The organism is Halomonas sp. PGE1 (assembly GCF_013000985.1).
Classification (GTDB): Bacteria; Pseudomonadota; Gammaproteobacteria; order Pseudomonadales; family Halomonadaceae; genus Halomonas; species Halomonas alkalicola.
The window spans coordinates 740,948-752,900 of the sequence record NZ_CP053032.1; the positions used below are offsets into that span (position 1 = coordinate 740,948).

Here is an 11,953-nt window from a genome sequence, read left to right on the forward strand (position 1 = left end):
ATGATGACACACCACGGCGGCTCGAGTTCTGCCATCGCCCCGGCTAAGCTGGTCGCCCTGCCAGGAAGGTGACATGACAAGGAGGTCCCATGACCCTGCTGGAAGCCCTGGCCCTGCTCTCGATCGGGGTTGTGGCCGGCTTCATCAACGTGCTCTCGGCGGGCGGCTCGATGCTGACCCTGCCGCTGCTGATGTTCCTCGGGCTCTCGCCCCAGGCCGCCAACGGCACCAACCGCGTCTCCATCGTGCTGCAGAGCGTTGCCGCGGTGGCCAGCTTCCTGCGTGCCGGCGCCCGCCATGTGGGGCTTTCGCTGCGGCTGTCGGTGCCGGCGGTGGTGGGGGCGCTGCTGGGGGCCTGGCTGTCGCTGCAGGTCAGCGATGCCCTGTTCGAGGCGGTCCTGATCGCAGTGATGGCGGGCTCCGCGGTGCTGATGCTGCTGCCCCAGCCGCGGCTCGACACGCGCCCGCTGACCGCCGAGCGGCTGACGCCCGCGGTCTACCTGGCGATGTTCGCCATCGGCCTCTACGGCGGCTTTATCCAGGTCGGCGTGGGCATCCTGTTCATCGTGGTGCTCTACCGCATGCTGAAGATCGACCTGGGCCAGGTAAACGCCTTCAAGGTGCTGATCATCCTCGTCTATACCCTGCCGGCGCTGGCGGTGTTCCTGGTCAACGACCAGGTGCGCTGGGGCTACGGGCTGGTGCTGGCGGCCGGCAGCATGCTGGGGGCCTGGCTGGGGGTGAAGGTCAACGTGAGCCCGCGGGGCGCGCTGTGGGTCAAGTGGCTGACCCTTGCGGTGATCGTGGCGATCATGCTGCGCCTGCTGCTGGGTTAGCGAGGCAGAGCGCTGGCGGCGATGCTAGATTGGGTGAGGGTATTCCTGATCCACTGGCAAGGAGGCACGCCAATGAAACGCACTATGGCCATCGTGCTGCTGTCGCTCTTCACCCTCTCGTTGCTCTCCGGCTGCAACACCATTCGCGGTGCCGGCGAGGATATCGAGCGAGGTGGCGAGGCGATCCAGCGCTCGACCGAGTGATACAGCGAACGGACCCGTCACGGGCCGGGCGACCGTCCCGGCCCTTTCATCAAGGAAGAGGAGAAGGCCATGCCCTTCAAGGTACTCCCCCCCGTCATTGCCAGCCTGCTGCTGGTCGGCTGTGCCGGGATGAGCTCACCACCGCCCCATGAGTCGGCGCCGCCGCCCCCCCGGGTGGAGGCCAGCGGCGAATGCGGTGCGGCCCGGGTGCAGGACCGCGTGGGACGCGACTACAGCGAGGCCCTGGGGCAATCGATCCGTGACGAGAGCGGTGCGGCCGCCATGCGGGTGATTCGCCCCGGTGAGGCGGTGACCCTGGATTACCGGCCGGATCGTCTCAATGTGCGACTGGATGACGACGACGTGATCAGCGAGATCGGCTGCGGTTAATCCTCCGCCGCGCCGTGCTCTTCCTGGGTACGGCGCTCCTCCTCCTCGGCCTGCTTGCGCAGCTTCTTGCGCAGCGCCGCCTTGTCGAAGCGCAGCCGCTGCAGCTTCGTGGTCAGCGCCAGCGGCGGCACCCGCGCGGGCTTCCCCTCGTCATCCACGGCCACCATGGTCAGGTAGCAGCTGTTGGTATGGCGAATCAGCTTCTGGCGGATATCCTCCGCCACCACCTTGATGCCGATCTCCATGGACGAGCGCCCCACGTGGTTGACGCTGGCCAGGAAGGTCACCAGTTCGCCCACGTGGATCGGCTGCTTGAACAGCACCTGATCCACCGAGAGGGTGACCACATAGTGGCCGGAGTAGCGGCTGGCACAGGCATAGGCCACCTCGTCGAGCTTCTTCAGGATGGCCCCGCCGTGCACCTTGCCGCTGAAGTTGGCCATGTCGGGGGTCATCAGCACGGTCATCGAGAGCTCGTGCTGGCCGGGCAGGTCGGTGTGTTCCATATCAGTCTCCAGGGCGCTTGCCCTGCTCCTCGTCGTGGCCGTTGGCCAGATGGTTACGGCGCCGCTGGGCCGGGTGGGGCGGCTGCCAGGGCCAGTGACCCTCGACTTCCAAATGCAGCGTGACGCCCAGGAGGGCTCGAGAGGGCGCCCCCGGTAGCGGGGCCAGGGGCGCTGGAGGGTCAGAACCAGGTCAGGCCCACCGAGATGATCACGCCGGTGACGAACAGCTGGATCAGGCAGAAGCCCATGATGTCCTTGGCCTTCAGGCCGGCGATGGCGAGCACCGGCAGCGCCCAGAAGGGCTGCAGCAGGTTGGTCCAGGCGTCGCCCCAGGCCACCGCCATGGAGACCCGGGCCACGTCCACGCCCAGCGCCTCGGCGGCCGGCAGCATCACCGGCGCCTGCACGGCCCACTGGCCGCCGCCGGAGGGCACGAAGAGGTTGACGATGCCGGCGCTGATGAAGGACCAGAAGGGCAGCGAGGTCTCGGTGGCAAAGGAGACAAGCGCCTCGGACATGCTGGCGGCCAGGCCGGACTGCACCATGATCGCCATGATCCCGGCGTAGAAGGGGAACTGGATGACGATGCCGGCACCGCCCTTGATCGCCTCGTTGAGGCTCTCCAGCAGGCTGCGCGGGGTGCGGTGCAGCACGATGGCCAGGAACAGGAACAGGAAGTTGACGATGTTCAGGTTGAGGCCGCCGCCGCGCAGGAAGAAGTGGTCGAGCAGGTAGATCAGGCCGGGGATGCCTACCAGCCAGGCCAGGGTGACGCTGTTCTCGAGACGCTCCGCCGGGCGTGTGATGCGCACCCGGGTTTCCTCGTCATCGCCCAGCAGCTTCGGGTCCACATAGACGCTCTCCTTGTCGTCGGGGAGCATCAGGCGGTTGACCAGCGGGATGGTGATGAACAGGCAGACCACGATGGCCAGGTTGAAGAAGGCGAAGATCGTGGAGCCGGTGCCCACCACGCCGATCTGGTCGGCGCTGAAGTGGCCATCGGTGGCGATGGTCAGCGGGATGGAGCCGGCCAGGCCGCCGTGCCACACCACGAAGCCGGAGTAGGCGCTGGCCACCAGCAGGCGGTAGTCCACCCTGACCAGGCGCGCCAGCTCCTTGGCGAACAGCGCCCCCACCACCAGGCCGAAGCCCCAGTTGATCCAGCTGGCCGCCAGCGACACATAGGTGACCAGCAGGATGGCGCCGCCGGGGCCCTTGGCCAGGGCCGCCAGGCGCTGCAGCAGCTTCTTCACCGGGGGGGAGCTGGCCAGCATGAAGCCGGTGACCAGTACCAGCAGCATCTGCATGGAGAAGGTCAGCAGGCTCCAGAAGCCATCCCCCCACATGCGCATCACCGCGAGCGGCGTCTGGCGCTCCACGGCGATGGCCGCCACGGCAGCGATCACCGTGAGCAGCAGCACGAAGATATAGGGGTCGGGCAGGTAGCGTTCGACCAGCTTGACGGCCGGTCTCGAGAGGGCCTTGAGCATGGGAGTTCCCTTCTTCTGTTATCGATCTTCTTATGGATGGCGTGTCTCACAGAAAGTAGCGCAGCTTCAGGGGCTTGCGCTACCCGGCTGGCCAACGCAGCGGGTTAGCTCAGCGCGCCTCTCCGGCTCAGTCGCGCCAGCGGGTGCGGCGGTAGCGGAGGTAGTAGGCGCCCAGCACTCCCGAGCGCACCACCGCGAACAGGGTGAAGGCGAACCAGAGCCCGTGGTTGGTGAGCGCCTCCGGCAGCAGCGCCTGGGTCAGCCACCAGGCCGGCAGGTAGGCGGCCAGGGCGATGAAGATGCTGTTGCGCATCTCGCGGATCGCCGTGGCGCCGATGAAGACCCCGTCGAGCAGGTAGCTCCACACCGCGACCAGCGGCATCAGCACCATCCAGGGCAGGTAGCTGGACGCGGTGGCGCGCACCTCCGGCAGGCCGGTGAGCAGGGCGATCAGCCACTGGCCGCCGAGGGCGAAGGCCAGGGCCGCGGCCCCGGCGGTGACCAGCGAGAGCCAGGCGGCACTCTTCACCGCCTGGCCGAACTCGTCCCAGCGGCGGCGACCCACGGCGCGCCCGGCGATGGCCTCGGCGGCATGGGCGAAGCCGTCCAGGGCGTAGCTGGTCAGCATGATGAACTGCAGCAGCACGGCGTTGGCGGCCAGCACGGTATCGCCCTGCACCGCGCCCCTGGAGGTGAAGAAGGCCATGGCGAAGAGCAGCCCCAGGGTGCGCACGAAGAGATTGGCGTTGACCGCGAAGAGCTCGCCGTAGGCGGCAAGGGCGAGCAGCCGGCTGCGCAGGAAGCGCCCCTCGAGCAGCTTGAGCTGGCGCGTGACCAGCCACAGGCCGAAGGCCAGGGCCGTGTAGTCGGCGATCACCGTGGCCCAGGCCACGCCGTCGCTGGTCATGCCCAGCCCCACCACGAAGAGCAGGTCCAGGGCGATATTGACGCCGTTGGTGAGCACCAGGATGGCGAGGGTCACCCGGGAGTTCTGCTGGCCCAGGAACCAGCCGAGGATGGCGTAGTTGGCCAGCACCGCCGGGGCCGAGAGGATGCGGATCTCGGCGTACTCCGCGGCCAGCGCCGTGGCCGCCGCGCTGCCGCCCAGCAGCCACAGGCCGAGCGCGATCAGCGGGCGAGAGAAGAGGATCAGCAGGGCGCCGATCACCCCGGCCAGCAGCAGCGACTGGCCCAGCAGGTTGCGCACGTCCGTATCGTTCTCGCGGCCCACCGCCTGGGAGGTGAGCCCGGTGGTGCCCATGCGCAGGAAGCCGAAGCCCCAGTAGAGGAAGCTGAACAGGGTCGCGCCCAGGGTGACGCCGGCCAGGTAGCGGGAGTCCGGCAGGTGGCCCATCACCGCGGTATCCACCAGCCCCAGCATCGGCACGGTGATATTGGAGAGGATGATCGGCCAGGCCAGCAGCCAGAGGCGCCGGCGGGAGGCGTCGGGGGGCGGGGCACTGGCGGGCGTGGAGCGGCTCACGGCTTACCTGCGGAGAATGAGACGGGCCATCCTCGCCTCGCCGCCGCCATAACGCAACCGCCCCGCACGAGGGCGGGGCGGTGGATCGGTGAGCGTCGCCTTAGAAGCGGTAGCCGATGCTGGCGGAGATCAGGTCGATCTCGAAGTCCTCGCCGCTGTCGCTCAGGTCGTAGCGCTCGAACTCGAGACGCATCATCACCTGATTGACCACATACTCGGCGCCGATACCGTAGAAGGGATCGATATCGTCCGCGCTCAGAGAGTAGCTGACACGATTGCCAAGTCCGGTTGTGTATTCTTCATCATAGCTTCCATCCCATGCTATCAGGCCCAGCTTGCCGAAGACGCTGAAGCCCGCATCGATAGGCAGGCGGCCTACCAGGGCAAAACCAAACCCATCGGCACTGGCTTTGGCCCTTGCCGGCTCGCCGTTAATGATGCCAGTCGCAGTGAAGTCCCCGAAGTCCACATAGCTGGCTTCCACGGCGAAGTTGGGGTTGAACTGGTAGCCGGCAAACAGCTTGAACGCCGTGTCCTTGTCGTCGGTGTTGGCACCAATATCGCTATACCAGTCGAGAGTATCGTTCTTGAGCTTGGCCTGGCCGATGGCGGTACCCAGGTAGAAGCCCTCGTCGGGCACACCGGGGTAGCTCTGGGCGAAGGCGGGGGCGGCGACCAGGGTGGTCAGGACGGCAGTGGCGATCAGACGCTTCATCATGCGCTCCATTGCATGCTGGGGCAGGCGGGGCCTGCGGGGTTGGGCAAGCGGGCAAAGCCGTCTACCCTGATGTAAGATCCTGTGAAAGGATGTAACCTCAGGCATTCTAGAAGCTAATGATGATGAGCGCCATGCTCGGCATGATGGCAACTTGGTGCCGGCCAGCATGACAGACGCCGCCGAGACGGCAGGGAGCAGGGGAGTGACACTGATGGGCAAGCGGACCGTTTTCTTCTTCGTACTGGCGCTGGTGGCGATGCTGGGCAGCTCGCCGGCGGTGGCCCAGCAGCAGCGCATGGAGGCCCAGCCCAGCGGCGGCGCCATGGTGGCCGATGCGCTGATCGCCCGGCCGCTGCTGGCGGTGGCCACCGTGGCCGGCACCGCGGTGTTTCTGGTCTCGCTGCCCTTCACCGCCCTGGGGGGCGGGGTGGACACCGCCGCCGAGACGCTGATCAAGACCCCGGCCGAGGCGACCTTCCGGCGCTGCCTGGGGTGCACGGTGAGCCGGCGCGCCGACGAGATGTAGGGCACTCCGGCCGGCAGGCACGAAACGCAGAACGCCCCGCTCGATAGCGGGGCGTTCTGCATTGCGAGGAGGGCAGCGAGACGAGGGCGCGCTGCTCAGGCCGCGGTGATGAGGCGGTACTTGGCCATCAGCTCGTCGCGGCTCTCCTCGTGTGCCGGATCCAGCGGGATGCAGTCCACCGGGCAGACCTGCTGACACTGGGGCTCGTCATAGTGGCCGACGCACTCGGTGCAGAGATTGGGATCGATGACGTAGATCTCTTCCCCCGCCGAGATGGCGCCGTTGGGGCATTCGGGCTCGCAGACGTCGCAGTTGATGCACTCGTCGGTGATCATCAGGGCCATGGGGATACCTCACGGAAGTTCTGTTCGGGCGGCACGGGATTTGTTCCGCCCGCGCAGAGGCGCGGCGGAAGGGAAAGCCCGATGCTGTTGGTCAGGTATTGTAATGGCTCTTCAGCGCCGCGGCGACCCTGGGGTGCACGTGCTGCGATACGTCGCCGCCCAGCTTGGCGATCTCGCGGATCAGGGTGGAGGAGATGAAGGAGTTCTCCACCGCCGGCGTCAGAAAGACGGTCTCGAGTTCCGGCATCTGGGCGCGGTTCATATTGGCCAGCTGCAGCTCGTACTCGAAATCCGAGACCGCCCGCAGGCCGCGCAGCAGGATCCGGGCCTGCTGCTGCTGCATGAATTCGGTCATCAGCCCCGAGAAGCCGACCACCTCGATGTTGTCCAGCTCGGCGACCACCTCGCGGGCCAGGGCGATCCGCGAATCGAGGTCGAGGGCCGGCCCCTTGCCGGGGCTGGTGGCGATGGCGACCACGACCTTGTCGAAGAGCCGCGAGGCGCGTTCGATCAGGTCGAAGTGGCCGTTGGTGATGGGGTCGAAGGTACCGGGGTAGACGGCAATGTTCATCGGTCGGCGTCCGGGAGTCGTCCGTAGGGGTTATCCACCGCCAGGGAGACGGGGCGCGCAAAGCCGGGAATCTCGAGCTCGGCGTCGCTCATGGTGAGCTCGGGACCCTCCAGGACGCCCTCGCCGAAGCGGTAGTGGGCCGTGAACTGACCCTGGTCGGCCCGGCGGCGGTAGTCGGCGGCGGCTGCGCGGGTGGCCTCGCGGCGATCCTGCCAGGCGGCCACGGCGGCCTCGCCGTGACGCGCGGCCAGCAGGCGCTCGGTCACCGCGGGGGAGAGCACCACGCCGGTGGCGTTGTTGCCACCGAAGCCCTTGGCGTTGATGAAGGCGGCGTCCGCCGCGAAGGGCACGGCCTCGCGGGAGAGACGCAGGCGCTCGGCGTGCACGTCGTCGGCCACGGCCTCCAGGGTGCTGATGCCGGGCAGCAGGCCATGGGCGAAGCTGCCCAGGGCGCTGGTGATCTGGTCGCCGGCGGCACTGCCCTGGGAGTGCCCCACGTAGGCCTTGACCGCCACCACCGGCCAGTCATGGATGCCATAGGCCCTGGCTACCAGGTCGAAGACATGAGACTCCGTCACCCGGTTCTTGGGGGTGCTGGTGCCGTGGGCGTGAAGGAAGGTGCGCTGCCGGAGCGCCTCCTCGCCGAGGATCTCGCGCACCAGGGAGGCGGCCTTGCCCAGGGTGATGTAGTTGCCGATGCCGGGGGCGGAGATGGAGCGCTTCCAGCCGTCGGCGTTGACGAAGACGCCGGACACGCTGCCGAGGATCTCGGCGCCCACTTCCATCGCCAGGCTGTCGTCCATCAGCATCACGAACTGGCTGGACTCGGCGATGGTGAAGCCGCAGTTGCGGGCGAAGGGGCGGCAGGCGCGCTGGTAGTCGGCGTCGGTCAGCAGCGTCAGGGCGTCCAGCGCCTTGAGGCTCTCATCGTCGGCCAGCGCTCCCATGGCGCGGAAGCCCTCGATGATCTCCGGGGTCACCGGCGCATCGGCGGTGCCGACCATCACCACCCGGCGGCGGCCGGCCTGGATGTCATCCACGCCCAGGCGCAGGTTGTAGAGGAAGCTGGCGCAGGCGCCCAGCGCCGCCCCGGTGCCACCGACGCTGCCCAGCACATAGGCGTTGAGGAAGTCGGCAGGCATCTGGCCATAGCCCAGCGGCATCTGCTTGGAGGTGGCGCGATTGCCGGAGACGAAGCTCTTGAGCAGGCCGCCCCAGCCCTCGTCATCGAGCTGGCCGATGGAGTTGCCGGCGTAGACGGCCACCTCGTCGGGGTCGAGGCGGTCGCGCAGGCTGTCCCAGGCCAGGCCGCTGTCGCCCAGGCAGTCGCTGGCGGCGAAGATCGCCATGGAGAGCCCCCGCGGGTGATGGACGCTGCGGTAGAGCCGGCTGGGTTCGAAGCCGGTGGGCAGCTGGCCGGCGGCGCGCACCTGGGCCGGGCGATTCTCCGGCAGCATCACCTCCATGCTGCCGGCGGGCACCGTGACCTCCATGCTGTGGCGGTCGAGTTCGCGAATCTGCCAGGCGGGCGGCAGGTCCTCCGGCAGCTGGCGGCGGCGAATGCGGAACACCAGGGGGGCATCCAGTTCGAGGCTGGCCCGGCGATTGGCGGGCAGGCCCGCCTCGTTGAAGCGGGGGTCCTCGATGCGACGGATCAAGGTATGGTCGAGCACCTGCTGTCGGGTCTGAGCGACGATCTCGGCGGGGTCCAGGGAGCGCCCATCGGCGTCCTGCCAGCGGCCATCTTCATCGGCGCTGGCCAGGCGCATCATGGCCGCCAGGCCCAGCAGGGTGCTGGCCTGGTCGTCGTCGGGCAGGGCGTCGAGCACGGTGCGACGAAACGCCTGGTGGCCCGAGGCTCTGCCGGCGGGGTTCACGCCGCCCATGCCGACGATCACCGGTAAATGTGACAAGCCGGGTTCCTCGTTGTGCTGTTGATGTCTTCGAGTCGTTGTAGGTCGCTGATCATGGATCATATCACCCGCCTCACGGCGGCGTCATGGGGCCTCCGTGAGCAAACGCCGGGGCAACGGTGAAACATCTGTTTGAAACCGGGGGAAAGGCAGGCTAGGATGAAACGGCTGTTTGAGTCATACGAGTGGTCGTGGGCGCATCTCTCCGGAGAGCGCCCTTTTTTCGTCCGGGCAGCGGGCCTGTTGCCGCCGGTTACGCGGTGTTGCATCGCGTAGTGGTGACGCCGTCGGGAGTTGGCTAGGGTGAGAGGGTGGTCGCCCTAGCGACTGCCGTTCAAGGAAATGACTCAGGAGGAGACACCCCATGACACACGAGATGCTCAAGAAGCTTGGTCTGGCGCTGCTGGTGGGCATGCTGGCGGCGGGCCTGGTGGGCTGCCAGGATGAGCCCGGCCCCGCCGAAGAGGCCGGCCAGGAGCTCGACGAGGCCATGGAGGATGCCGGCGAGAGCGTCGAGGAGATGGGCGAGTCGATCCAGGATACCGCCGAGGGAAACTGACGAACGATTCGGGGTCCTGACGCAGAAAGGCCGGACGATCTCGTCCGGCCTTTGCGCGTCATGGAAGAGCGTCAGGCTATTCGGCGTGGCTCAGCCGTTCTGCTCGATGCCCTGCACGTACCAGGGGGCGCCGTCACGCAGGTCGCGCACCAGGTGCCAGGTCTCGTTGAACTCGTTGTGCTCGCCGTTCTCGTCGAGGATGCCGTGGAAGATCACGGTCGCCTCGGCCTGCTGGCCAACCTCCTGCACCATGCCCAGCTCGGCGAACAGGCGTACCACCTCGGTGCGGTTGTTGGCCGGATGCCGGTCGCGTTCGGCGCGCAGCAGGTTGTAGAGCTCCGGAGTCACGTACTCCTGGATGCCGGAGAAGTCATTGTTGTCCCAGGCGCGCTGCAGGGTCATGAAGTGCTCCTTGGCGCCACCCAGGAAGCGTTCGCGGTCGAACCACTCGGGCTCGCCGGCGAAGGCGGCGCCGCCGCCTGCCGGCGCGCTGGCCTGGAAGGCCTGGGCGCCGGGGGAGGCGGTGTGCTCGGTGCGTGCCTGGGGCGCCGCGCTGCCGGCACCCGCGCCGGCCATGGCGGCACGGCGGCGCAGGAACCAGATTGCGGCGAAGGCCAGGCCGGCGATCAGCAGGATATCCATCATGCGCAGCTCATCGAAGGCGCCGCCGAAGAAGAGCGCGGCGAGCAGGCCACCGGCGAGCAGGCCGCCCAGCATGCCGGGCATGCGCGAGCCGGCGGCGGCGCCCTGCTGGCCCTGGCGGGCGGGAGCGGCCTGGTTGGGCGCGGCGGCGGGGCGGTCCGCGGAGCGGGAGAAGCTGCCGACGTTGCCGCCGCCGCCCAGGCGGCGGGCCTCGGCGTAGTCCAGGGCCGGGCCGAGGGTGAAGAGTCCGACGACCAGCATGACAAGCAGATGTCGCATCAGGGGTGCCTCCGATCTTGGTCTGGGTAGGGGGTGGGAAGGTCGAGTCGATTCATTCTACCGGCTATGCTGGGGGGCACCATAAAAACCGACAACAACCTCAAGGAGACCCCAGCATGCGTCTGTCACGAGAGGAGAGCCTGCTGTTGATTGTCGACCTGCAGGCCGGGCTGTTGCCGCTGATCGAGCACGGTGACCAGGCGGTCACCGAGGCGGCCTGGCTGGGCGGCCTGGCCGAGTTCCTCGAGGTGCCGGTGTGGGTGACCGAGCAGTACCCGGAAGGGCTCGGCGGCAGCGAGCCGCGGCTGCTGGAGGCGCTGCCAGGCCACCGGCTGTGGCAGAAGCTCACCTTCGACGCCTGCGCCAACCCCGAGTTCAGCGCCGCCCTGGCCGAGAGCGGGCGACGCCAGGTGGTGCTGTGCGGCACCGAGGCGCATATCTGCGTGATGCAGACGGGGCTGGGCCTGCTGGCCGCGGGCCATGAGGTCTACTGGCTCACCGAGGCCTGCGCCAGCCGCCGCGCCGCGGAGGCGCGCCTGGCCCGGGAGCGCATGATGCAGGCGGGGGCGGTGCCGGTCAGCGCCGACATGGTGGCCTACGAGTGGCTGCATCGCTGCGACGACGAGCGCTTCAAGCAGGCCCATCGCCGCTTCCTCAAGGGCCGCTCAGCGCGGCCGCTGGTGTTTGCCTAGCAGGCAGCGTCAGGCGGCGCCCTCGGGGCGGGTGAAGACCAGGGTGTCGCCCTCGCTCATGGCCGCGTTGTAGGCGTAGCCGGCGACGTTGAAGCCCTTGAGCCCCTCCGGGTCGTCCAGCCGCTCGCGGATCATCCAGGCCGCCATCAGGCCGCGCGCCTTCTTGGCGTAGAAGCTGATGATCTTCAGCTTGCCGTTCTTCTCGTCCTTGAAGACCGGGGTGATCACCCGCGCCTTGAGAGCCCTGGCGTCGATGGCCTTGAAGTACTCGTTGGAGGCCAGGTTGACCAGCACCGGGCTGCCGCTCTCGGCCACGGCCCGGTCGAGGGCCTCGGTGAGGGTGCCCTTCCAGAAGGCGTAGAGATCCTTGCCCGCCGGGTTCGCCAGCCGGGTGCTCATCTCCAGGCGGTAGGGCTGGATCAGGTCCAGGGGGCGCAGCAGGCCGTAGAGCCCGGAGAGGATGCGCAGGTGCGCCTGGGCGAAGGCGTTGTCGTCGTCGCTGAAGGTGTCCGCCTCGAGCCCCACGTAGACGTCGCCCTGGAAGGCCTGGGCGGCCGGCTTGGCGTTCTCCGCGGTGAAGGGAGGCTGCCAGTCGGTGAAGCGGGCGGCGTTGAGGGCGGCCAGCTTGTCGCTGATGCCCATCAGTTCGGAGAGCCGCTGGGGGGAGTAATCGCTCAGGATCTCGATCAGCTCGCGGCTGCGGTCGAGGTAGTCCGGCTGGGTGTGCAGGGCAGTGGTGGCCGGGGTCTCGAAGTCCAGCGTCTTGGCGGGCGAGATCACGCTCAGCATGGGGGCGCTCC

Annotated in this window: 15 protein-coding genes; 6 read left to right on the forward strand and 9 right to left on the reverse strand. The window is 68.1% G+C overall.

What is annotated here, in order from left to right:
- The first annotated feature begins 89 nt into the window (after positions 1-89).
- The 3 genes from HIR79_RS03525 to HIR79_RS03535 all read left to right on the forward strand — a co-directional run bounded on the left by HIR79_RS03525 (position 90) and on the right by HIR79_RS03535 (position 1,430).
- Positions 90-836 carry a sulfite exporter TauE/SafE family protein gene (locus tag HIR79_RS03525; RefSeq protein WP_169957060.1) on the forward strand — a complete coding sequence of 249 codons (747 nt, stop codon included), beginning with the start codon at positions 90-92 and terminating at the stop codon, positions 834-836.
- 72 nt (positions 837-908) lie between these two features.
- Positions 909-1,040, forward strand: a complete 132-nt coding sequence (locus tag HIR79_RS03530; RefSeq protein WP_169957081.1) for an entericidin A/B family lipoprotein — start codon at positions 909-911, stop codon at positions 1,038-1,040.
- 69 nt (positions 1,041-1,109) lie between these two features.
- Complete coding sequence (locus tag HIR79_RS03535; RefSeq protein ID WP_249322242.1) at positions 1,110-1,430, forward strand: I78 family peptidase inhibitor; 321 nt, start codon at positions 1,110-1,112, stop codon at positions 1,428-1,430.
- Here the strand turns inward: HIR79_RS03535 and HIR79_RS03540 are convergent.
- The 4 genes from HIR79_RS03540 to HIR79_RS03555 all read right to left on the reverse strand — a co-directional run bounded on the left by HIR79_RS03540 (position 1,427) and on the right by HIR79_RS03555 (position 5,624).
- Positions 1,427-1,936 (reverse strand): acyl-CoA thioesterase, encoded by a 510-nt coding sequence (locus tag HIR79_RS03540; RefSeq protein ID WP_169957086.1) that lies wholly within the window; start codon positions 1,934-1,936, stop codon positions 1,427-1,429. The two genes, HIR79_RS03535 and HIR79_RS03540, sit on opposite strands and share 4 nt — an antisense overlap.
- 179 nt (positions 1,937-2,115) lie before the next feature.
- Positions 2,116-3,426 carry a short-chain fatty acid transporter gene (locus tag HIR79_RS03545; RefSeq protein ID WP_169957089.1) on the reverse strand — a complete coding sequence of 437 codons (1,311 nt, stop codon included), beginning with the start codon at positions 3,424-3,426 and terminating at the stop codon, positions 2,116-2,118.
- Positions 3,427-3,553: 127 nt separating this feature from the next.
- Positions 3,554-4,909 (reverse strand): MATE family efflux transporter, encoded by a 1,356-nt coding sequence (locus tag HIR79_RS03550; protein ID WP_169957092.1) that lies wholly within the window; start codon positions 4,907-4,909, stop codon positions 3,554-3,556.
- Between the two features lie 100 nt (positions 4,910-5,009).
- Entirely contained in the window at positions 5,010-5,624 is a 615-nt protein-coding gene (locus HIR79_RS03555; protein WP_169957095.1) for a porin family protein, read from the reverse strand.
- A 214-nt stretch (positions 5,625-5,838) separates the two neighbouring features.
- Between HIR79_RS03555 and HIR79_RS03560 the strand changes: the two genes are divergently transcribed.
- Positions 5,839-6,153, forward strand: a complete 315-nt coding sequence (locus HIR79_RS03560) for a hypothetical protein (protein ID WP_169957098.1) — start codon at positions 5,839-5,841, stop codon at positions 6,151-6,153.
- Positions 6,154-6,248: 95 nt separating this feature from the next.
- On the opposite strand, the gene HIR79_RS03565 is transcribed toward HIR79_RS03560, so the two are convergent.
- From HIR79_RS03565 to HIR79_RS03575, 3 genes are all read right to left on the reverse strand, one after another.
- Entirely contained in the window at positions 6,249-6,497 is a 249-nt protein-coding gene (locus HIR79_RS03565) for a YfhL family 4Fe-4S dicluster ferredoxin (RefSeq protein ID WP_110070127.1), read from the reverse strand.
- A 91-nt stretch (positions 6,498-6,588) separates the two neighbouring features.
- On the reverse strand, positions 6,589-7,068 hold the full coding sequence (gene coaD / locus HIR79_RS03570; protein ID WP_169957101.1) for a pantetheine-phosphate adenylyltransferase: 480 nt from the start codon (positions 7,066-7,068) through the stop codon (positions 6,589-6,591).
- Positions 7,065-8,954, reverse strand: coding sequence for a beta-ketoacyl synthase (locus tag HIR79_RS03575; RefSeq protein ID WP_169959456.1), 1,890 nt, complete (start codon positions 8,952-8,954; stop codon positions 7,065-7,067). The genes coaD and HIR79_RS03575 overlap by 4 nt, the downstream gene beginning before the upstream one ends.
- Positions 8,955-9,345: 391 nt before the next feature.
- Here HIR79_RS03575 and HIR79_RS03580 point away from each other — a divergent pair, with 391 nt between their 5' ends.
- Positions 9,346-9,540, forward strand: a complete 195-nt coding sequence (locus HIR79_RS03580; protein WP_169957104.1) for a hypothetical protein — start codon at positions 9,346-9,348, stop codon at positions 9,538-9,540.
- A gap of 90 nt (positions 9,541-9,630) precedes the next feature.
- Here HIR79_RS03580 and HIR79_RS03585 read toward each other — a convergent pair whose 3' ends face one another.
- Complete coding sequence (locus tag HIR79_RS03585; RefSeq protein ID WP_169957107.1) at positions 9,631-10,461, reverse strand: Tim44 domain-containing protein; 831 nt, start codon at positions 10,459-10,461, stop codon at positions 9,631-9,633.
- A 116-nt stretch (positions 10,462-10,577) separates the two neighbouring features.
- On the opposite strand from HIR79_RS03585, the gene HIR79_RS03590 reads away from it, so the two are divergent.
- Positions 10,578-11,153 carry an isochorismatase family protein gene (locus tag HIR79_RS03590; RefSeq protein WP_169957111.1) on the forward strand — a complete coding sequence of 192 codons (576 nt, stop codon included), beginning with the start codon at positions 10,578-10,580 and terminating at the stop codon, positions 11,151-11,153.
- A gap of 9 nt (positions 11,154-11,162) precedes the next feature.
- On the opposite strand, the gene yaaA is transcribed toward HIR79_RS03590, so the two are convergent.
- The gene (gene yaaA / locus HIR79_RS03595) at positions 11,163-11,942 is read right to left on the reverse strand and encodes a peroxide stress protein YaaA (protein ID WP_169957115.1); all 780 of its coding nucleotides are present in this window, start codon (positions 11,940-11,942) and stop codon (positions 11,163-11,165) included.
- Between the last annotated feature and the right edge of the window lie 11 nt (positions 11,943-11,953).